The organism is Enterobacter cloacae complex sp. P29RS (assembly GCF_014893445.1).
GTDB classification, from domain to species: Bacteria; Pseudomonadota; Gammaproteobacteria; order Enterobacterales; family Enterobacteriaceae; genus Enterobacter; species Enterobacter intestinihominis.
In genome coordinates, this window is sequence record NZ_JADBPZ010000001.1 from 137,968 (window position 1) to 158,552 (window position 20,585).

21 protein-coding genes and 1 pseudogene are annotated in these 20,585 nt (G+C 52.1%); 8 read left to right on the forward strand and 14 right to left on the reverse strand.

The window, feature by feature from the left end; translation table 11 throughout:
- Window positions 1–41: 41 nt before the first annotated feature.
- Complete coding sequence (locus IM282_RS00640) at window positions 42–1,466, reverse strand: PLP-dependent aminotransferase family protein (protein WP_192970004.1); 1,425 nt, start codon at window positions 1,464–1,466, stop codon at window positions 42–44.
- Between the two features lie 82 nt (window positions 1,467–1,548).
- A complete protein-coding gene (locus IM282_RS00645; protein WP_017693360.1) occupies window positions 1,549–1,737 on the reverse strand; it encodes a hypothetical protein in 189 nt (62 codons plus the stop codon).
- A 393-nt stretch (window positions 1,738–2,130) separates the two neighbouring features.
- Here IM282_RS00645 and IM282_RS00650 point away from each other — a divergent pair, with 393 nt between their 5' ends.
- From IM282_RS00650 to hslJ, 4 genes are all read left to right on the forward strand, one after another.
- Complete coding sequence (locus IM282_RS00650) at window positions 2,131–3,525, forward strand: cytochrome ubiquinol oxidase subunit I (protein WP_192970005.1); 1,395 nt, start codon at window positions 2,131–2,133, stop codon at window positions 3,523–3,525.
- 5 nt (window positions 3,526–3,530) lie between these two features.
- Window positions 3,531–4,541, forward strand: coding sequence for a cytochrome d ubiquinol oxidase subunit II (cydB, locus tag IM282_RS00655; RefSeq protein ID WP_192970006.1), 1,011 nt, complete (start codon window positions 3,531–3,533; stop codon window positions 4,539–4,541).
- Window positions 4,541–4,669, forward strand: a complete 129-nt coding sequence (locus IM282_RS00660; RefSeq protein WP_017693358.1) for a DUF2474 domain-containing protein — start codon at window positions 4,541–4,543, stop codon at window positions 4,667–4,669. The genes cydB and IM282_RS00660 overlap by 1 nt, the downstream gene beginning before the upstream one ends.
- Before the next feature lie 124 nt (window positions 4,670–4,793).
- Window positions 4,794–5,231, forward strand: a complete 438-nt coding sequence (gene hslJ, locus IM282_RS00665; RefSeq protein WP_023300211.1) for a heat shock protein HslJ — start codon at window positions 4,794–4,796, stop codon at window positions 5,229–5,231.
- Between the two features lies 1 nt (window position 5,232).
- Here the strand turns inward: hslJ and IM282_RS00670 are convergent, their stop codons facing one another.
- Window positions 5,233–5,499 (reverse strand): DUF333 domain-containing protein, encoded by a 267-nt coding sequence (locus IM282_RS00670; RefSeq protein WP_003856935.1) that lies wholly within the window; start codon window positions 5,497–5,499, stop codon window positions 5,233–5,235.
- 271 nt (window positions 5,500–5,770) lie between these two features.
- On the opposite strand from IM282_RS00670, the gene nifJ reads away from it, so the two are divergent.
- Both nifJ and ompC read left to right on the forward strand, forming a co-directional pair.
- Window positions 5,771–9,295 carry a pyruvate:ferredoxin (flavodoxin) oxidoreductase gene (gene nifJ, locus IM282_RS00675; RefSeq protein WP_192970007.1) on the forward strand — a complete coding sequence of 1,175 codons (3,525 nt, stop codon included), beginning with the start codon at window positions 5,771–5,773 and terminating at the stop codon, window positions 9,293–9,295.
- A gap of 387 nt (window positions 9,296–9,682) precedes the next feature.
- Complete coding sequence (gene ompC / locus IM282_RS00680) at window positions 9,683–10,810, forward strand: porin OmpC (protein ID WP_022648258.1); 1,128 nt, start codon at window positions 9,683–9,685, stop codon at window positions 10,808–10,810.
- Window positions 10,811–10,843: 33 nt separating this feature from the next.
- On the opposite strand, the gene IM282_RS00685 is transcribed toward ompC, so the two are convergent.
- The 3 genes from IM282_RS00685 to IM282_RS21925 all read right to left on the reverse strand — a co-directional run bounded on the left by IM282_RS00685 (window position 10,844) and on the right by IM282_RS21925 (window position 11,803).
- Window positions 10,844–11,266 carry a GFA family protein gene (locus tag IM282_RS00685; protein ID WP_023300213.1) on the reverse strand — a complete coding sequence of 141 codons (423 nt, stop codon included), beginning with the start codon at window positions 11,264–11,266 and terminating at the stop codon, window positions 10,844–10,846.
- A 3-nt stretch (window positions 11,267–11,269) separates the two neighbouring features.
- Window positions 11,270–11,467, reverse strand: a complete 198-nt coding sequence (locus tag IM282_RS00690) for a hypothetical protein (protein WP_022648260.1) — start codon at window positions 11,465–11,467, stop codon at window positions 11,270–11,272.
- A gap of 201 nt (window positions 11,468–11,668) precedes the next feature.
- Window positions 11,669–11,803: a hypothetical protein gene (locus tag IM282_RS21925; RefSeq protein ID WP_255516813.1), complete on the reverse strand. Its 135-nt coding sequence runs from the start codon at window positions 11,801–11,803 to the stop codon at window positions 11,669–11,671.
- Between the two features lie 81 nt (window positions 11,804–11,884).
- Between IM282_RS21925 and IM282_RS21805 the strand changes: the two are divergent.
- Together IM282_RS21805 and ttcA are read left to right on the forward strand one after the other, a co-directional pair.
- Window positions 11,885–12,070, forward strand: a pseudogene (locus tag IM282_RS21805) (tyrosine-type recombinase/integrase); the annotation flags it as partial.
- A gap of 48 nt (window positions 12,071–12,118) precedes the next feature.
- Complete coding sequence (ttcA, locus tag IM282_RS00695) at window positions 12,119–13,054, forward strand: tRNA 2-thiocytidine(32) synthetase TtcA (RefSeq protein WP_126314918.1); 936 nt, start codon at window positions 12,119–12,121, stop codon at window positions 13,052–13,054.
- Window positions 13,055–13,097: 43 nt separating this feature from the next.
- Here ttcA and dbpA read toward each other — a convergent pair whose 3' ends face one another.
- The 8 genes from dbpA to IM282_RS00735 all read right to left on the reverse strand — a co-directional run bounded on the left by dbpA (window position 13,098) and on the right by IM282_RS00735 (window position 20,518).
- Entirely contained in the window at window positions 13,098–14,471 is a 1,374-nt protein-coding gene (gene dbpA, locus IM282_RS00700; protein WP_192970008.1) for an ATP-dependent RNA helicase DbpA, read from the reverse strand.
- Between the two features lie 57 nt (window positions 14,472–14,528).
- Entirely contained in the window at window positions 14,529–14,675 is a 147-nt protein-coding gene (locus IM282_RS00705) for a hypothetical protein (protein WP_369702450.1), read from the reverse strand.
- A gap of 281 nt (window positions 14,676–14,956) precedes the next feature.
- Window positions 14,957–15,940 (reverse strand): zinc transporter ZntB, encoded by a 984-nt coding sequence (gene zntB, locus IM282_RS00710; RefSeq protein WP_192970009.1) that lies wholly within the window; start codon window positions 15,938–15,940, stop codon window positions 14,957–14,959.
- Window positions 15,941–16,030: 90 nt separating this feature from the next.
- Window positions 16,031–17,161, reverse strand: a complete 1,131-nt coding sequence (locus IM282_RS00715) for a methyl-accepting chemotaxis protein (RefSeq protein ID WP_022648264.1) — start codon at window positions 17,159–17,161, stop codon at window positions 16,031–16,033.
- A 313-nt stretch (window positions 17,162–17,474) separates the two neighbouring features.
- A complete protein-coding gene (locus tag IM282_RS00720) occupies window positions 17,475–17,963 on the reverse strand; it encodes a hypothetical protein (protein WP_126314920.1) in 489 nt (162 codons plus the stop codon).
- A 25-nt stretch (window positions 17,964–17,988) separates the two neighbouring features.
- Window positions 17,989–19,320 carry a VasL domain-containing protein gene (locus tag IM282_RS00725; protein ID WP_192970010.1) on the reverse strand — a complete coding sequence of 444 codons (1,332 nt, stop codon included), beginning with the start codon at window positions 19,318–19,320 and terminating at the stop codon, window positions 17,989–17,991.
- A gap of 23 nt (window positions 19,321–19,343) precedes the next feature.
- Window positions 19,344–19,799 (reverse strand): type VI secretion system baseplate subunit TssE, encoded by a 456-nt coding sequence (gene tssE / locus IM282_RS00730; protein WP_023300218.1) that lies wholly within the window; start codon window positions 19,797–19,799, stop codon window positions 19,344–19,346.
- Window positions 19,800–20,218: 419 nt separating this feature from the next.
- Entirely contained in the window at window positions 20,219–20,518 is a 300-nt protein-coding gene (locus tag IM282_RS00735) for a hypothetical protein (protein ID WP_226839795.1), read from the reverse strand.
- Window positions 20,519–20,585 lie beyond the last annotated feature (67 nt).

The following is a 20,585-nucleotide window of genomic DNA, read 5'->3' on the forward strand; positions in this document are numbered from 1 at the left end:
CTAAAGGTAGACCGCGCATCATGTCGCTTCAGGAATTTTCATCAAGGTGTGACTGGGGGCAGCATCATTTCGCGAATTAACGCCGCCAGTTGGACGACCGCCTGCTCCTCCCGCTCGCCCCATCCCCATGAGGTATTGAAACGGAAAAACGGTGTCCAGATATTGGAGGTGGAAAACATTTTGCCGGGCGCAATGCTGATTTGATGAATTAATGCCTTTTCACTCAACTGCCCCGCATCCAGCTGTTCAGGCAGTTCCAGCCATAAAAAGTAGCCGCTGTCGTTATGATGGATTTTGACGCCAGCAGGCATATGGCGCAAAAGCGATTGCCAGGCCTGCTGTTTGCGTTCAGCAAGCGTGCGCCGCAGGCGACGAAGGTGGGCGTCGTAACGTTTGGTCGCCAGGTAATCCACCAGCGCCAGCTGCATGGGGGAGCTGGTGGATAACGTACTCATCAGCTGTAACTGCTGAATACGGCGCGCATGTTTTCCCGCCGCCACCCAGCCAATACGGAAACCGGCCACCAGACACTTGGAGAATGAGGAGCAGTGCAACGTCATATCCTGCTTATCCCAGGCCTTTGCCGGAAGCGGCTTTTCGCGGCCAAAGTAGAGTTCGCTGTAAACATCGTCTTCAATCAGCGTGACGTTATGCCGGGTTAATAAGGCCACCAGCTGAGCTTTCTTCTCTGCACTCAGCGTGAAGCCGAGCGGGTTCTGACTGTTGGTCATCAGCCAGCAGGCTTTCACCGGATAATCATTTAACGCCTGCTCAAGGGCACTGAGATCGATGCCCTCACGCACGTCAGTAGCAACCGACAGCGCTTTCAGTTTCAGACGTTCAAGTGCCTGGAGTGCACCATAAAAACAGGGGTTTTCAACGATAACCCAGTCACCTGGTTCAGTGACAGCCTGCAAACTAAGGTTGAGTGCTTCGAGCGCGCCCGCGGTGATCACAATTTCGTCCGGGGAGATATTCATCCCCTGCTGAGCGTAGCGACGGGCAATGGCATGACGTAAGTCGACGTTACCCGGCGGCAGGTTTTCAATCACGCTCATGGCCGTGGCCGTTTTACTGACATTAGCCAGCGAGCGGTTGAGTTGCTGAAGCGGGAATAGGCGCGGATCGGGAAATGCCGAGGCAAAAGGGACAACGGATGGGTCGCGGCTGGCCTGTAGCACGTCGAAGATATAGGTGTTGATGTCAACTACTTCATCGCGCATCACCTGCGCGGGCGGTACTGGCTGGTGTGTGGTCGGACGGGCGGCAACGTAATAGCCTGACTGCGGTCTGGCAACAATGCGCCCCTGACTTTCCAGCATCTGATACGCGTGGCCCACGGTCATGAAACTCATGCCGCTGCTTGCCACCTGCTCTCGCAGAGAAGGCAGCTTATCGCCCGGCAACCATACGCCAAGCTCAATCTGCGAGATAATTTGTTGCGCCAGACGCTGGTATTTTTTCATCAGATTCTCCTTATTGCTGACAGTGTATATCAGCAGGAGAAAAAGAGAAGAATTTGCTAACTGTTATGGGAAACGCGGTAGATTACTTGCGGTACTCAGTAATGTGATTCTGAGCAGAACGCGCTGCGGCCAGGTGGTCGAGCGTGATCATCGACGATTTGCAGAAAATGCATTTTGCGCCGAACGGATTTTTGTCAGACACATCAAAAGCTGAAGTGCGGTACTGCGAGCCATGACAGCATGGGCAGCGGAAATGGATATAAGAAGTCATAGGATTCTCCTGTAAACGTAAAAACGTAAATTACTCATGAGCCGATCAGGCAAAAGTTGGTTCGATACAAAACTAATCGGAATGTAGATAAAGACCCAAGAGAGGCTGCGGAGAGGCACAACGTGATGAGAACTGCTTTATAAAACTACGTCAGATATTTATTTGGATTCAAAACCAGAAATCCATTAACGCATGTTGCTGGCGACAAAGCAAGCTGTTTAATGCGTAAAAATCATAAAAAGAAATTTTTTATTCTTCCTTGTTAGCTATATCAACCAGATAAAGTTCACCTTTTCCCACAACTGTTATAGATAAATTATCAATTTCTGCTTCTGATAACTCATTTTCCCCCTCTTTATCATAACAGCACACCGTTTAACATTGAGGCAGTGCATGTTTGGTCCAGATGCGTTTCATCTTGCGCGAATACAGTTCGCCTTTACCGTATCCTTTCATATTATTTTTCCGGCGATAACCATTGGCCTGGCGAGCTATCTCGCCGTGCTGGAAGGGCTGTGGCTGAAAACAAAAAACCCCGTCTGGCGTTCGCTGTACCATTTCTGGTCGAAGATCTTCGCCGTCAACTTTGGGATGGGCGTGGTCTCCGGCCTGGTGATGGCTTATCAGTTTGGCACCAACTGGAGCGGGTTTTCGCAGTTTGCGGGCAGCATTACCGGCCCTCTGCTGACCTATGAAGTGCTCACCGCGTTCTTCCTTGAGGCGGGGTTCCTCGGGGTAATGTTGTTTGGCTGGAATAAGGTCGGGCCGGGGCTGCACTTCTTTTCGACCTGCATGGTGGCACTGGGGACCCTCATGTCTACGTTCTGGATCCTCTCGTCAAACAGCTGGATGCATACACCGCAAGGGTATGAAATCATCAACGGTCAGGTCGTTCCGGTGGACTGGTTTGCCGTGGTGTTTAACCCCTCCTTCCCTTACCGCCTGCTGCACATGTCGATAGCGGCATTTCTCAGCAGTGCACTGTTTGTCGGAGCCTCCGCGGCCTGGCATTTGCTGCGCGGAAACAACACCCCTGCCATTCGCACCATGTTCTCCATGGCGTTGTGGATGACGTTGATCGTAGCCCCTGTTCAGGCACTGGTGGGTGATATGCACGGGCTTAATACCTTAAAACACCAGCCCGCGAAAATAGCCGCCATTGAAGGCCACTGGGAGAATCCCCCGGGTGAGCCTACTCCACTGCTGCTGTTTGGCTTGCCGGATATGGAGCAGGAACGGACCCGTTTTAGCCTTGAAATTCCCGCTCTCGGCAGCCTTATCCTGACCCACAGTTTCGATAAACAGGTTCCGGCATTGAAGGAGTTCCCAAAAGACGATCGCCCGAACGCCACCATTGTCTTTTGGTCTTTCCGCATCATGGCCGGTTTAGGGATGTTGATGCTCTTCCTGGGCATGATGGCGGTCTGGCTGCGTTACAAACAGCGCCTCTACACCTCACGTTCCTTCCTGTGGTTTGCCCTGCTGATGGGGCCGTCCGGGCTGATCGCGATCCTCGCCGGATGGGTAACAACGGAGGTCGGCCGCCAGCCCTGGGTCGTCTATGGGCTACAGCGTACGAAGGATGCGGTTTCCGCACATGGCGATCTGCACATGAGCATCAGCTTGCTGGCCTTCTTCGTGGTTTATACCGCGGTGTTCGGCGTGGGTTACAGCTATATGGTGCGTCTGATTAAAAAAGGGCCGCAGCCTTATGAATCCTTCGCGACTGAATCCGATGGCCGCCCTGCTCGTCCGCTTTCTGCCGTCACCACTGAATTTAAGGAGTAACCGTAATGGGTATCGATCTTTCCATTATCTGGTTCGTGATTATCGTTTTCGCCACGTTGATGTATATCGTGATGGACGGTTTTGATCTGGGGATAGGCATACTGTTTCCGGTAACGCCGAATGCGGACGAACGCGACGTAATGGTCAACAGCGTGGCTCCCGTCTGGGACGGCAACGAAACCTGGCTGGTGCTGGGCGGTGCGGCCCTGTTTGGCGCCTTTCCTCTCGCCTATGCGGTGATCATCGACGCGCTAACCATTCCACTGACAATAATGCTGATCGGGCTTATATTTCGTGGCGTCGCCTTCGAATTTCGCTTCAAAGCGACTCCGGCGCACCGTCCGTTCTGGGATAAGGCCTTTATTGGCGGGTCAATTGTGGCGACCTTCAGCCAGGGCATCACCGTCGGCGCGGTCATCCATGGGTTCAACGTCACCGGTCGTGCTTACAGCGGTGGTCCGTTTGACTGGTTTACCGCGTTCAATCTTTTCTGCGGTGCGGGTCTTGTGGTGGCTTACGCGCTGTTAGGATCAACGTGGCTGGTAATGAAAAGTGAAAATGCCCTGCAACAGCGGATGCGTCAGGTATCGAAAGTGCTTCTGCTCCTGCTTCTGGTATTCATTGCGGTAATCAGTATATGGACCCCTCTCGCCCAAGCAGCCATTGCTGCGCGCTGGTTTACGCTGCCAAATCTGTTTTATCTGCTGCCCGTTCCTGCGCTGGTTGCGATCCTGAGTCTGTGCCAGTGGCGCTGCCTGAACGATCCTGCGAGCCATACACTGCCGTTTATCATGACGTTAGGGCTGGTTTTTCTTGGCTTTAGCGGGCTTGGGATCAGCATCTGGCCGCATATCATCCCGCTGGACATTACCCTCTGGCAGGCCGCTGCGCCAGCCCAAAGCCAGGGCTTCATGCTGGTGGGCGCACTGTTGATCATTCCTGTGATTCTGGTCTACACCTTTTGGAGTTATTACGTTTTTCGCGGAAAAGTACAGCATGGGGAGGGTTATCACTGATGCAACAACCTGTATGGAAACGTTTGATGTGGCTTGCCATCATCTGGGGCGGCAGCGTCCTGGCACTGGCCTGCGTAAGTATGCTCTTTAAAATGCTGATGGCCGCAGCCGGATTTAAATCGCACTAATTCACTCACCGGGTGCGTTGCCGCCCGGTCCTTATCTCGCACTTTCAGATAAACCCCATTAACACCCTGGAGGGTATGGTTACACTGAAAAAATATTTACAGCATTGATAGTTTGAGAAGAAAAATGAAAAAGCTCGCGGCAGTAAGTTTAATCAGCCTCGCACTGGCTGGATGCGTTAATCCCGGTAAAGCCTCCGTTCAGACCGATCAGTTAGAGAATCACCGTTTCGTGCTGGAAAACGTTGATGGAAAAGCGGTTAAGGGCCTGAAAACGCAGCCTGAAATTCGGTTCAGCGCGCAGCCCAGTATCAGCCTGATTAACAACATTGCCGTCTCCGGCACAATGTGCAACGGCTTCAACGGCCAGGGAAAATTGTCCGAAGGAGAGTTGACGGTCAAAACGCTGGCAATGACGCGGAAACTCTGCACCGAGCCGCAGCTTAATGAACTGGATCAGACCCTCGCCGATATGCTACGCACAGGCGCTCAGGTAGACCTGACCGAAGACCAGTTAACGCTGGCGACAGCCAATAAGTCTTTAATGTTTAAGCGAGTTGAATAACTCAGTAACTTCCGCACGATCCTACGGCAAGCGACTGCTCACTACAGCGTTTGCCGTTTGGCAACGCGCACATGCCGATAGCGGAGCCGTCGAGCTGACGGGCAACGGAGAGTGACCCTCCGATCATTGCGCAGTTGGCCTGGCCTGAACTGGACATAGCCGCTCGCATACCTGGCGTAACGTGTGCCGCAGTCGCCTGCTGTACAGGTTCATTGCTGCATGCCGACAACAGTAACGCGGCACATCCGACCCAAAATGCAGAACGCATACCTTCCTCCCCATAGTTAAAGCGAAACCTATGCATAATAGGCATCACGCGCCGCATCGTCGAGAGCGGATGTGCGTATTTATGCGCTCTGGTAACAATTTCTCGCAATTTTTTATCGCGAATAGCCATCCAGTCATTGATACAGCGCATACCAAGGACACAAAAGCGAAAATCGTAAAACCTGAGCTTTGCTAAAATACACAGATAATATTCAGGGTCTGTCGTCGTTTTACAGGCCCTTCATTTTTGCGCAATGTAAGGGTGTTGTCCTATGCAAACTATTGACGGCAATGGTGCAGTCGCGTCTGTTGCGTTTCGCACCAGCGAAGTTATCGCCATCTACCCCATCACCCCAAGCTCCACGATGGCTGAACAGGCTGACGCCTGGGCTGGTAATGGGGTAAAAAACGTCTGGGGCGATGTCCCGCGGGTTGTTGAGATGCAGTCCGAAGCCGGCGCCATTGCCACCGTGCATGGTGCGTTGCAGACCGGTGCCCTGTCGACCTCGTTCACCTCGTCTCAGGGGCTGCTGTTGATGATCCCCACGCTTTACAAGCTGGCAGGACAATTAACGCCGTTTGTCCTGCACGTCGCCGCACGTACTGTAGCCACACACGCGCTCTCTATTTTTGGCGACCACTCAGACGTGATGGCCGTGCGTCAGACCGGCTGCGCTATGCTCTGCGCCAGCAGCGTGCAGGAAGCACAGGACTTCGCGCTGTTTTCGCATATCGCCACGCTGAAAAGCCGAGTGCCATTTATTCATTTCTTCGATGGTTTTCGCACCTCTCACGAGATCAATAAAATCGTTCCGCTGCCGGATGACACCATACTGAACCTGCTGCCGCAGGCTGACATTGATGCCCATCGCGCTCGGGCCCTCAATCCGGAACATCCGGTGATCCGGGGTACCTCTGCCAACCCGGATACCTATTTCCAGTCCCGCGAGGCGACAAACCCGTGGTACAACGCGGTATATGAGCACGTCGAACAGGCGATGGACGATTTTTCCGCTGCGACGGGTCGCGCATATAAGCCATTTGAATATTACGGTCATCCGCAGGCCGAGCGCGTGATCGTCCTGATGGGCTCCGCCATCGGCACCTGCGAAGAGGTGGTCGATGAGCTTCTTACGCGTGGTGAAAAAGTTGGCGTACTAAAAGTTCGCCTCTACCGTCCATTCTCTGCGAAACATCTGCTCGCAGCCCTGCCGGAAAGCGCGCGTGCCGTGGCGGTACTTGACCGCACCAAAGAGCCTGGCGCGCAGGCTGAACCCCTTTACCTTGATGTAATGACCGCTCTGGCTGAGGCGTTTAATCACAGTGAACGCGAAACGCTGCCGCGCGTCATTGGCGGGCGTTATGGTTTGTCTTCCAAAGAGTTCGGGCCGGAGTGCGTCCTGGCCGTATTTGCTGAACTGCGCGAGGCAAAACCGAAGCCGCGCTTTACGGTCGGCATTTATGATGACGTGACTAACCTTTCTCTCCCTTTGCCGGAAAACACCCTGCCCTCGAATGCGAAACTGGAAGCGCTGTTCTACGGTCTGGGCAGCGACGGCAGCGTCTCGGCGACCAAGAACAACATCAAAATTATCGGTAACTCCACGCCGTGGTATGCGCAAGGGTATTTCGTTTACGATTCCAAAAAAGCGGGCGGGTTGACCGTCTCGCACCTGCGCGTCAGCGAACATCCAATCCGCTCGGCATACCTGATTTCTCAGGCGGATTTTGTTGGCTGTCATCAGCTCCAGTTTATCGATAAATACCAGATGGCCGAGCGCCTGAAGCCCGGTGGTATTTTCCTGATCAACACCCCGTATAGCGCCGATGAGGTCTGGGCACGACTGCCCCAGGAAGTCCAGGCGGTGCTAAACCAGAAACAGGCGCGCCTGTATGTCATTAACGCCGCGAAGATCGCCCGCGAGTGCGGCCTGGCCGCGCGTATCAATACGGTTATGCAGATGGCGTTCTTCCATCTGACCAATATTCTGCCGGGCGACAGCGCGCTGATGGAGCTCCAGGGGGCGATAGCCAAAAGCTACAGCAGCAAAGGTCAGGAGCTGGTTGAGCGCAACTGGCAGGCGCTGGCGCTGGCCCGCGAGTCGCTGTTCGAGGTGCCGTTGCAGCCGGTCAATACCAGCAGCCCGAACCGGCCGCCAGTGGTGTCGGACGCTGCCCCGGATTTCGTCAAAACCGTTACGGCGGCGATGCTTGCCGGGTTGGGCGACACCCTTCCCGTCTCTGCGCTTCCGCCTGATGGCACCTGGCCGATGGGCACGACCCGCTGGGAAAAACGCAACATTGCCGAAGCGATCCCTATCTGGAAAGAAGAGCTGTGCACCCAGTGCAACCACTGCGTGGCGGCCTGCCCGCACTCGGCCATTCGCGCCAAAGTGGTGTCGCCAGAAGCGATGGCGGACGCACCGGAAAGTCTGCACTCGCTGGATGTAAAATCCCGTGATATGCGTGGCCAGAAATATGTTCTTCAGGTGGCACCAGAGGACTGTACCGGCTGTAACCTGTGCGTCGAGGTGTGCCCGGCGAAAGATCGTCAGGATCCCTCAATCAAAGCCATTAATATGATGTCGCGTCTGGAACATGTTGAAGAAGAGAAAGTGAATTATGACTTCTTCCTCGACCTGCCCGAAATCGATCGCAACAAGCTGGAACGCATTGACATTCGTACCTCGCAGCTCATCACCCCCCTCTTCGAGTACTCCGGGGCGTGTTCCGGATGCGGTGAAACGCCGTACATCAAACTGCTTACCCAGCTTTACGGCGACCGGATGCTGATTGCCAACGCGACGGGCTGCTCGTCAATCTATGGGGGGAACCTGCCGTCCACGCCTTATACCACCGACGCGTATGGCCGCGGCCCGGCTTGGGCAAACTCGCTATTTGAGGATAACGCAGAATTTGGTCTGGGATTCCGCCTGACGGTCGATCAGCACCGCGCCCGCGTAATGCGTCTGCTGGAACAGTTTGCCGATAAAATCCCGGCAGAGCTGAATGACGCCCTGCATGCGGAGGCCAAGCCTGACGTTCGTCGCGCACAGGTTGCTGAACTGCGCCACGCGCTTCAGGGTGTTGAAGGGGCTGAACAACTGCTGACCGATGCTGACGCGCTGGTTGAAAAATCTATCTGGCTGATCGGTGGCGACGGGTGGGCCTACGATATTGGTTTCGGTGGTCTTGATCACGTCCTGAGCCTCACCGAAAACGTTAACATTCTGGTGCTTGATACTCAGTGTTATTCCAACACCGGCGGACAGGCCTCGAAAGCAACGCCACTGGGTGCGGTCACGAAATTTGGTGAGCATGGCAAACGAAAGGCGCGTAAAGATTTGGGCGTCAGCATGATGATGTATGGACACGTCTACGTCGCGCAGATTTCGCTGGGCGCGCAGCTTAACCAGACGGTGAAAGCCATTCAGGAAGCGGAAGCGTATCCTGGCCCGTCGCTGATCATCGCCTATAGCCCGTGTGAGGAGCATGGCTATGATCTGGCGCTTAGCCACGACCAGATGCGTCAGCTTACCGCAACCGGCTTCTGGCCGCTGTACCGCTTTGACCCGCGCCGTGCCGATGAAGGAAAATTACCGCTGGCGCTGGATTCCCGTCCGCCTTCAGACGCCCTTGCCGAAACCTTACTTCAGGAGCAGCGTTTCCGCAGGCTGAACGCTCAACAACCAGAAGTAGCAGAGCAGCTATGGAGGGACGCGGCAGCGGATCTTCAGAAGCGTTATGACTTCCTTGCACAGCTGGCGGGGAAAGCGGAAAAATCAACCAGCGAATAACCGTTATGCCCGGCTTGTCCGGGCATTTTTTTGCCATAAAAAAGCCCGATGCACGTGCACCGGGCTAATCCAGATGTTCGGTGAAAATTGCCTCAACGTTCTGAACAATATTCACGTGAATTATGGATGAAAAAATCTTAAAGGCATATAACGCCATGGAGAATACCTTCTTTACCACTTAATTAATAATTTTTATTTTGTATCGATTATAACGATTAATTCACGGCATCAATTGTTATTTCAAACGCATCATTTGCTTTAGATTTTACTCAACCCGTAACAATTATATTTTATTCATCAGCCCTCTGTGTGATTTAGCATGGGACAGCTTTCCAGCCCGGAAAGTTCACTAAGCAATAAAAAAATAACTGCAAAGGAATAATCAAAATGCAAAGAAAAGTACTGGCACTGATGATCCCCGCTTTGTTAATGGCTGGAGCCGCTCACGCAGCTGAAATTTATAATAAAGACGGCAATAAACTGGATCTGTATGGCAAAGTAGATGGTCTGCATTATTTCTCTGACGATGCGTCAAAAGATGGCGACCAAACCTATATGCGTCTGGGTTTCAAAGGTGAAACTCAAATCAACGACATGATGACCGGTTACGCGCAGTGGGAATACAACATTCAGGCAAACAACACCGAAGGCTCTGACAATCAGTCCTGGACGCGTCTGGCCTTCGCGGGTGTGAAGGTAGGCGACTACGGATCCTTCGATTACGGCCGTAACTATGGCGTCCTGTACGACGTAGAAGGCTGGACCGATATGCTGCCAGAATTTGGTGGCGACTCTTATACTTATGCCGATAACTTTATGACCGGTCGTGCAAACGGCGTGGCGACCTACCGTAACACCGACTTCTTTGGTCTGGTGCAGGGTCTGAACTTCGCGGTGCAGTATCAGGGTAATAATGAAGGTAATAACTGCGATGAGAATTTCTGCTCTACCAATGAAGGGACCAACAACGGTCGTGATACACGTCATGAAAATGGTGACGGTTACGGTATCTCCGCAACCTACGATTTCGGCATGGGCTTCAGCGCAGGCGCGGCATATGCTTCATCTGACCGTACTAACGATCAGGTAAATTACACTACTGCGGGCGGTGATACTGCGGATGCATGGACCGCAGGCCTCAAATACGATGCCAACAACATTTACCTGGCTGCAATGTATTCCGAAACCCGTAATATGACGCCGTACGGCGACAATGCAGATGCGGTTGCAAATAAAACCCAGAACTTTGAAGTGACCGCACAATATCAGTTTGACTTCGGCCTTCGTCCGGCTGTTTCCTATTTACAGTCCAAAGGTAAAGATCTGGGCAATGGACAGGACGATAAAGACCTGGTGAAATACGCTGACGTCGGTGCTACCTACTATTTCAACAAAAACATGTCCACCTATGTTGATTATAAAATCAACCTGCTGGATGAAGATGATTCATTCTACAAAAACAATGGCATCGGTACGGATGACATCGTAGCGTTAGGTCTGGTTTACCAGTTCTAATCCCGTTAGCCCGCAGCGATCTGCGGGCTAATTTTATCTCTGTTTCGCCTGTTCTTTGCGAAAAGAGAGATAGCCAATTACCCCGCTGTCGCCATCCATAGGGTGATTTATCCCATCCATTACCGCCACTTCCGGGAAGTCGAATGGCGTAACATTTTCCAGACAGGCGACATTCACACCATATTCATTGGGATTGGAACGTCGTTGATGGAACGTGTAAATACCGCAAACCGAGCAGAAGAAATGGCGCGCCGTGCCGGTGTTGAAACGGTACTCTGTGAGCGTGTCCGCGCCCTGCGTCACCTTAATACCCGTCAACGGCGCGGAAACCACTACTGCCCCGCGCATCCTGCAAAACGAGCAGCTACATCGCCGTGCGGTATTCAGGCCGTCCGTCAGCTCAACAGTAAATTTCACCGCCCCACAATGACACTGTGCATGACGAATTTCAGCCATCGCTTATACCCCTTTTCTCACTAACTCAGCCGCTTTTAAAAAGACCTCATCTTCGACACCATCCCCCTTCTGCCTGCCGAGCCTCACCAGCTCATCGACAATACTTTCACGGTTGATGATCTTCTGCGCTGAAACCAGCCCGATAACGGCGGCACCAATCGCCAGCCCAACTAATCCTGTCTGTTCGTCTTTATTTTTCATAGAAGCGCTCCCTTGTCCCCCTCAAAAGCGTAGCAGGAGAACTGTAAAACGTGCTGGAACGCGGGGATGAGATCGGTGCTTTATCTCACCTTCTCGTCCGGCAAAACAGGGGGTTCTGAGCGGGTATCGGAATATCGTGAATAGCGTTGCGCATAGCGAGGCCGTAATGGGTTTTAAAACCGCCTTCGTAAAGGCGGCTGGTCAATACTCTGGATCTTTATCGCCTGATTCAGGCGCTGAGCCAGGATCATCTTTCGGTTTTCTTCCATCCTTTTCCGGGTTATCCGGGCTGGGATTATAATCAGGATGGTCACCATTAACGGGACGGTCAGACATTTTCACCTCCGTTTTTACTGCGTAAGCTGTAAGTGTAGACAACCCGTTAGTCTTAACCAAACTTCTTTGAGGGGCTCATTTGTAAATCGTGCTGGCATTCGGCGCTGCAATCCGTACCATACACGACACACTTTCGCATGCTGGTTTTTACCGGTAGCCGCAAACCCGTCTTTTATCGCTAACCAGATGGGGCACGTAAATGCGCAGATGGTGTATGAAATCTATGCTACATGGATAGAAGAGATGAACACGAAGCTGACGCTTTGAAATCGTTTTCTCACCCTGTGCCCCATTTGAGATCTGAGTAACGAATAGATGCAACAAAATCAAGAGATTAACAAGAAAGATCAGTACAACCTGAATAAACTGCAAAAGCGACTGCGCCGTAACGTGGGCGAAGCCATTGCAGACTTCAACATGATTGAAGAAGGCGATCGCATCATGGTCTGCCTGTCGGGCGGTAAAGACAGCTACACCATGCTGGAGATCCTGCGCAATCTACAGCAAAGCGCACCGGTGAACTTTTCCCTGGTCGCAGTTAACCTCGATCAGAAACAGCCAGGATTCCCGGAGCATATCCTGCCGGAGTACCTTGAGAACCTGGGCGTTGAGTACAAAATCGTAGAAGAGAATACCTACGGCATTGTAAAAGAGAAGATCCCTGAGGGCAAAACGACCTGCTCGCTTTGCTCACGTTTGCGTCGCGGCATTCTGTACCGCACCGCAACCGAACTGGGCGCCACCAAGATTGCGCTGGGTCATCACCGGGACGACATTCTGCAAACGCTGTTTTTGAATATGTTTTACGGCGGCAAAATGAAGGGAATGCCACCGAAGCTGATGAGTGACGACGGCAAACACATCGTGATCCGCCCACTCGCCTACTGTCGCGAGAAAGACATTGAGCGTTTCTCTCAGGCCAAAGCCTTCCCTATCATTCCGTGCAATCTGTGCGGCTCACAGCCGAACCTGCAACGTCAGGTCATTGGCGACATGCTGCGTGACTGGGATAAACGCTATCCGGGCCGCATCGAAACCATGTTCAGCGCCATGCAGAACGTGGTGCCTTCGCACCTCGCCGATGTTGAACTGTTCGATTTCAAAGGGATTAACCACGGTTCAGAGGTGGTGAACGGCGGGGATCTGGCGTTTGACCGCGAAGAGATCCCGATGCAGCCTGCTGGCTGGCAGCCAGAGGAAGAGGATGCGCAATTCGATGAACTGCGCCTGAACGTGGTGGAAGTGAAATAACCTGACTGCGTCTCAGACAGTGCTTCTGAGACGCTTTTTTCCCTTACTTCAGCAGCCGAACGCGGCAGGTTTTCCCTTTAATCTTCCCGCCCTGCAACTGTTTCCAGGCCTTATGCGCAACCGACTGGCGAACCGCTACATAGACATGTGCAGGATGGACCGTGATCTTGCCAATATCTGCCCCGTCGAGACCGATATCCCCTGTTAACGCCCCCAGAACGTCACCGGGACGCATTTTGGCTTTTTTTCCGCCGTCAATGCACAGGGTGGCCATTTCCGCCGCCAGCGGAGCGATGCTGATATTACCGGGGGCATTCACCCAGTTGAGTTTCAGTTGCAGCATTTCCGCAAGAATATTAGCGCGCTGCGCCTCTTCAGGCGCGCATAAGCTGATGGCGAGACCACTGTTACCCGCACGCGCGGTACGTCCGATGCGGTGGACATGCACTTCAGGATCCCATGCCAGTTCGAAATTCACCACCAGCTCAAGCGATTTGATATCCAGGCCACGGGCTGCCACATCCGTTGCAACCAGCACGCGAGTGCTGCCGTTAGCGAAACGCACCAGCGTCTGATCGCGATCGCGCTGCTCCAGATCGCCATGCAGCGATAATGCGCTCTGTCCGGCATCATTCAGGGCATCGCACACCGCCTGACAATCTTTTTTGGTATTACAGAACACCACGCAGGACGCTGGCTGGTGTTGGCTAAGCAATTTTTGCAGCAGTGGAATTTTGCCCTGCTGCGACGTCTCGAAGAACTGCTGCTCAATCGCTGGCAATGCATCGACAGTATCGATTTCAATGGTCAGCGGGTTCTTCTGCACGCGCCCGCTGATCGCCGCAATCGCCTCTGGCCAGGTGGCAGAAAAAAGCAGCGTCTGACGCGTGGCTGGCGCAAAGCGAATCACTTCGTCAATCGCATCGCTGAAGCCCATATCCAGCATGCGGTCAGCTTCATCCATCACCAGCGTTTGCAGTGCATCGAGTGAAACGGTGCCTTTTTGCAGGTGATCGAGCAGACGGCCCGGCGTTGCCACAATGATATGCGGGGCGTGCTGAAGGGAATCGCGCTGCGCACCGAACGGTTGCCCGCCGCAGAGCGTTAAAATTTTAGTGTTAGGCAAAAAACGCGCCAGACGACGCAGCTCACCCGCGACCTGGTCGGCCAGCTCGCGCGTCGGGCAGAGTATCAGGGACTGGGTCTGAAACAGAGTTGCATCAATATGCTGCAATAGGCCGAGTCCAAATGCAGCCGTTTTTCCACTACCGGTTTTCGCCTGCACGCGCACGTCCCGGCCTTCAAGGATAGCTGGCAGCGCGGCGGCCTGGACAGGGGTCATAGTGAGGTAACCCAACTCATTCAGGTTTGTCAGTTGGGCTTCAGGCAGAACGTTCAGCGTGGAAAAAGCGGTCACAATATACTCTCATGGTAATGATTGCAGTCAGATGGCGCGTATCCTCGCAGATCTCCGCTAACGATGCGACAATTTAATCGGTTCTTCGTCCGGTGGCGGATCCGGCATCGGCTGCGGACGCGGGATGGGATCGGGAATTGGGGTCGGATCGGTGGGCACCGGATCGGACTGCCATGTGTTCAGGCGTTGCAAGGCAAGTAGCATACTCATCTTTCCCTCCAGATTAGGGTGCTTACCCCTAAAGGGTAGACGCAGATAAACAGGAGGCAAAAAAAAGCCGACTATGAAGTCGGCGTCGTACGAATCAATTGTGCTATGCAGTAATTCAAAAAAAGGAAGTAAGACAATATGGAGCGCAACGCCCATCGCTTGACGTTGCATTCACCTGCGGGAGTAATATTGCACCTAACATGGTCTAAGTTTATTGACTTCGCTCAATTAAAATGTCGTTTTGAAGCAGTCGCTGCATTAGAAAATGCGTAAATTTACAGCCATTTACTACGATGCAACCACCATGCAACACCCCCAATCAAAACCACTAACATGATGCAAAACGTGGTGAAGCCATAGTGATATTCACCGCCGGGGATCCCCCCAAGATTGACGCCAAACAACCCGGTTAAGAACGTACTTGGTAAAAAGACCATCGCCATCAGCGACATGGTATAGGTTCTCCTGGCTAATGACTCCTGCATTACCTGTGCTATCTCATCCGCCATGACCGCCGTTCTGGCGATACACGAATCAATTTCGTCCAGACCACGTCCCAGCCGGTCAGCAATATCCTGCATTCTGCGACGCTGATCGTCATTCATCCAGCTCATGCGTTCGCTGGCCAGTCTCGCATAGACGTCGCGCTGCGGGGTCATATAGCGGCGCATAACAATAAGCTGTTTTCGCAACAACGCCAGAAAACCACGTGGGGGAATTTGCTGATCGAGCAGGTTGTCTTCCAGATCGATGATTTTATCGTGGAGTTCTTCAATAAACTCGCTGGCATGATCGGTCAGCGCATCACATACATCCACCAGCCAGCTTCCGCAATCCGTAGGCCCCGAGCCCTCTTTCAGATCGTTAATGACGTCATCCAGCGCCAGCACTTTTCGCTGACGGGTGGAAACAATCAATCGTTCATTCATATAGACACGCATTGCCACCAGCTGATCCGGACGCTCATCCGTACTGCCGTTTATGCAACGCAGTGTTATTAACGTCCCCTCACCCATCCGGCTGACGCGAGGTCTGAGACTTTCTCCCGCCAGCGCATCCCGAACGTTGTTGGGCAATAGCGGCGTGGACGCGAGCCACTCGGCGCTGTCCGGGTGCGTGTAGTTGAGGTGCAGCCAGCATGGGTGTTCGTTGTCGATGTGATCCTGATCTTCAAGCGGCCTTGCGCCCCCGCGCCCATCAAGTACCCATGCAAAAACCGCGTCAGGTACGTTAACTTCAGACCCTTTAATGCTCTCCACAGCGCCTCCACCGATTTATCTCTTTCGGTGTCAGTCTAGCTTTCGTCGAGGGTTAAGCAATAATTATGTGAGGCATCACCCTGAATATGCTCAGGAATTCACCACCCATTCGCGGCTTATTAACGCATTATCAGCCTGGTACTCGTTCTTCAGACGGAAATTACGTGTTCGTGTCTGAAGTTCAATCACCTGATTGCGCAGCACATCTGACGAACCGTTGAGTTCTTCAACCATCGACACATTGCTCTGTGTTACGCGTTCCAGCTCTGACAATGCCAGCGTGATTTGTGAAATCCCTTTTTCTTGTTCCGATGTTGAGGCGGAAATTTCATCCATCAGTCGGCTCACGTTGCCCGAGCCGGTAACGATGTCGTGCATGTTTTTTTCAGCTTCAGAGACTACGTTAACGCCCTGCGTCACGTTATGGCTGGTGACTTCAATCAATGACTTAATATTTTTTGCCGCTTCGGCGCTACGATGCGCCAGGCTTCTGACCTCACCAGCGACCACTGAAAATCCTTTTCCATGGTCGCCCGCTCTTGCCGCTTCAACGGCGGCGTTAAGCGCCAGAATATTGGTCTGAAAAGCGATACCGTCAATCAGCGAGATAATCTCTGTCATTTGCTGGGCGCAGTCGGTAATTGATTGCATATTGTTCGCGACCTGCCCCATTAACTCTCCGCCTTTACGCGCCTGCAACGTCGCGATATTCGCCTGTTCGCTGGCTAAACGGGTATTGTCGGCATTATTTTTTGTACTTGCAGCCATCTCTTCCATGCTGGCTGCCGTTTGCACCAGCGAAGCTGACTGCTGTTCTGTTTTAACGGAAAGCTGCGCGCTGCGTGAAGAAAGCTGATCTGACAGGGTCATCGCTGTTTGCGAGGAGGCGCGGATCTCACGGACCAGCGTTGCAATGTTGCTGGAGAGACTATTAATGCCCGGGATCAGTCGTCCCGCACAGTTGTTGCCGAATTCAGGGATCGACACGCCGAGATTGCCTGACGTCACCTCTTCAATACTTTTTTTCACAGTATTGATCGGCGTCACAAGATATTTTGTCATATACGCCCAGAGTAAAATTAAGGCGATACATTGTACGATAATGACTGCAATAAAAAGCGAAAAACTCCCTGAAAATAGCGCTATAACTCCATCACTTACCAAAAACACACATAAAAGGAAATAGACAATGAAGGTTCTGACACTAATATTTCTAAGCATAGTTTTTCCTACGGCTTTATATTTTTGTGGGCACTAAGGTTTATAGCATTGCCACAGTATTTTGTCCTCACGTTCGTCGTTGGTTTGTTCTTTTGCAGTTTGATTTGAGCAGTTTCGCTTAAGGCAGATAAAAAGCATGATATACGGTAAATATCCAGCTTGTAGTTTGGTTACCGCCCCCCCTTAAATATTAGCGCTTACCTATTTAAGAAGGAGTACCGTAGGGCAACATTGTTTAGTCATGCTTAATAAGTTAACGTAGTTAATATATATCAACTACGTTACCGTGACCTCCCACCAGGCTGGCTTACGTTCAGGCCAGACAGCCGACTGACTGGAAAAAATAGTCCTCAGTCATGAGGACATTCTCTTTCACACTTTGATGTCCGCGACGAATATACCAGCCTGTTTCAGGCGCCATGCTTAAATGGTATATCCTCTCCCCCGATATACTGCCGGGGGCATTAATGCACATTGTCATACACCCCTTCTCTGATCCCCTGATGATCTGTTCTGGCATAATGCTGACGCTGCGATCTCCATTTCGCAGAATGACAGTCGTGATGACATAACGACATATACTGCTACTGAGGCTGTAGCCGACCGTACTCAAATCGGTGATATGCTTTTGGGATAACAGGACTTCAATACCAGAACCCTCAAACCAAACAATAATTTGCTGTGCAAGATCATCCATCCGCTGACAAAAAACCCTGACTTCGGCTTCAGCCGAATTAATATGAATCGGTTTATTTACGTTATTCTGCTGCACTTTCTTAAAAAAACGCTCTCTTACTGACATGTTAACTCCGTGTTTTTCGCCAGTCTTATTGTTCTTTTTTGTGCTTCAGCAGGGCGTAGCTAACAATCAACTGCTGAAGATGTTGTTCGACCTTGTTTTGCTGCGCTGCTGACCGGGGTTGCCCGGCAGGTAGAGTGGAAAGCAGACGAAGCTGCTCCTCAAGCGGTATGGTTTGGCTAAATGACTGCGACATGGCAAACACGTCTGATTTCAGTTCACTCACCGTCATGTACTTCCCCTTCTGTTCATCCAGTGCGTTCAGCTTGTTCGTCAATTGCTGCAACTGCGCCATACCCTGATGCCAGCCATTCAGATCTAAATCTGCTAGCGCAGCGATACTCATCTGTTTCTGCCAATGTTGCGCCAGGGGTTTGGCTTCTTCCGGCCACAGCGTCAGCGCCTGCTGCACCAGACGGTCGCCGAAGCTCACTGCCCAGTCTGGTTTCAACTGTAAAAGCTGCGCTAACAGCTGTTGTGTCCTGCCAATCCCCGGTTCCGGTGACGGTGACGTTTGTTGCAGCGCCTCTAATTGCCCTGTAGATAGCCCTTGAGGTAGAGGAGCCAGAGCCGCGGCTAGCTGCGCTTGTGCCGAATCTGGCGCATGCAACATCTGCCATCCTCCTGCGACGACACTGGCTGCCACCAGCATGGTCAACATACCTGCAGCAAATGGCTTCCAGGGTTTCATCGACACCGGAGGTTCTTTAACCACCCCAACGTTCAGCACCGGCTCGGGCTCAACCACATAAACCCATTTACTACGCTCAGTCGGTTCGACGAGGTGAATTTCCGTAGCACCCAATGCGTCACCGTGCAGACTCATGTCCGTATTTTCGCTGTTTTCCAGACGCACTGCTGCGTTCTGCATCATCGTGCGCAGAGCATCAAGCTGAGTAGCATGCTTGAGTTCCATACGCTGCAAGACGTCCCCCAAAGCGCTCAGATGCTCTTCAGACTGATACAGCTGCCCTAAGTCAGCGTACGTCAGCGATAGCGTTCGTACTACCTGTTGCAGGCGCTTGCTGAGTGCACTGAGGATTTCGATTCGCGCATGGACAGGCTGTGGCCAGAGGTTTCCCCACTGGCGGGCTACCAGTGCAGCAAGTACCGCAAGCCCCTCATTCATACCGTACAATCCGGCCAGATGCGTACGGGCGAGCGTATACCAGGCAGCCGTTTGTAGCTCCACACCGTTATGCCCGAACAGTGACAGACAGAGCGTTTCCGCGTGTTGCCAGTTCACATCCGGGCGTGCCGGATGGGTGAGCTTGTTCATTTCTTCGCGCAAGGCAGCGTAATCCGCAAGCGTGCGCGGATCCCCGCCGGTTTTAAGTTGGCGTTCAGAATTTATTGTCATAACTGTTTTAACCTGAGTAATAACTAGATGGCGGCACGTGCATCGAGGTATTGCTGTTGTTTCAGATGACGGATTAATACCCTGCCCTCCGGCATAAATTCCGTACCATATCGAACTAACCCGACCCCCTTCAGCTCCGCGTCAATGGCGTAGCGAAGCTCACCGGCCTGAATCTGTTCCTGCATCACCACGTTAATTCGATTCAGGCGCGGCTCATATTTCAGCAACACGGCCGACAGTGTGGTGATCAGCTGATGGGCGGTTCCGGGCATCCCCTGGAGGATTTTTGTCATATCCGGCATGCCGTAGTCTGGCAGGTGAGCCAGCGTACCAGCGCGGCAGTTGAGGATGCGCTGCATGTTATCGAGTACGGATAAAATCACCTGATTCTGTTCGCTGACCTGGTTGAGGTTCAGGCCACCTGAGAAATTGCCGCTCAGCATTTCATACAGCGATGGCGTATTATGTCCCTTTGGCATAAGTCATTATATAAACACATTCCGTTTGCAAAGCATCCATTGTTTAGACATTGACGGGTAGGGTTCAGCATTATTCCTGCTTATTTGCAGCTGCTATAACGCTGCCAGCCGCAATGTAATTCGCTGACTCACGCCTTATTTCCTTCGCGGCTTTAAGCCCAGTGACTGATTCAGGTGTAGCGAGTCCTGGTCTTACCTGTCTTTGTCATTACACTGGCCGCCAGAGCAACCTTTCAGTATTCACCCATTTGTTAAGATTTTATATTCATCCGTATCAGCGATTAGTATGACCGGATACTGATATGATCCTTACCGTACTTGCGGTAATAAGTCGCTATAGCCCATACTATTTCATTGCCTTAATCGCGTTCCCAGGTCAATTCTGACCAAGAGGGCGGAGGGAATTGGCATTTTAAACGTTAACCACATTCTGGAATTTTCCATCCAGCCCACCCTTCACTTGTTGGATACATTGCATATTGCCCGTGCCATTCTGGTGCAACCGAATCAGAGAACTGAGCTTGCCAAAAGTGCCATGCAGAGCTTTTTATTTTATTCCCATTGGAATCATATATAACAAAAAAAGATTGGTTGGAAAACAACCGTAATACTCTCCCGATACCACCATATGGTCGATAGTCAGGAATATAAGTAGTCAGTTCGCATTTATTATCTCGACTCCATATAGAATCATTCTTGATTGCGTTTTGATAAGCCATGATCTTAATCACCATTAGCAAAACACAAAAGAAGAAAACTGATATCAACATGAAGCAGCACGTTTTT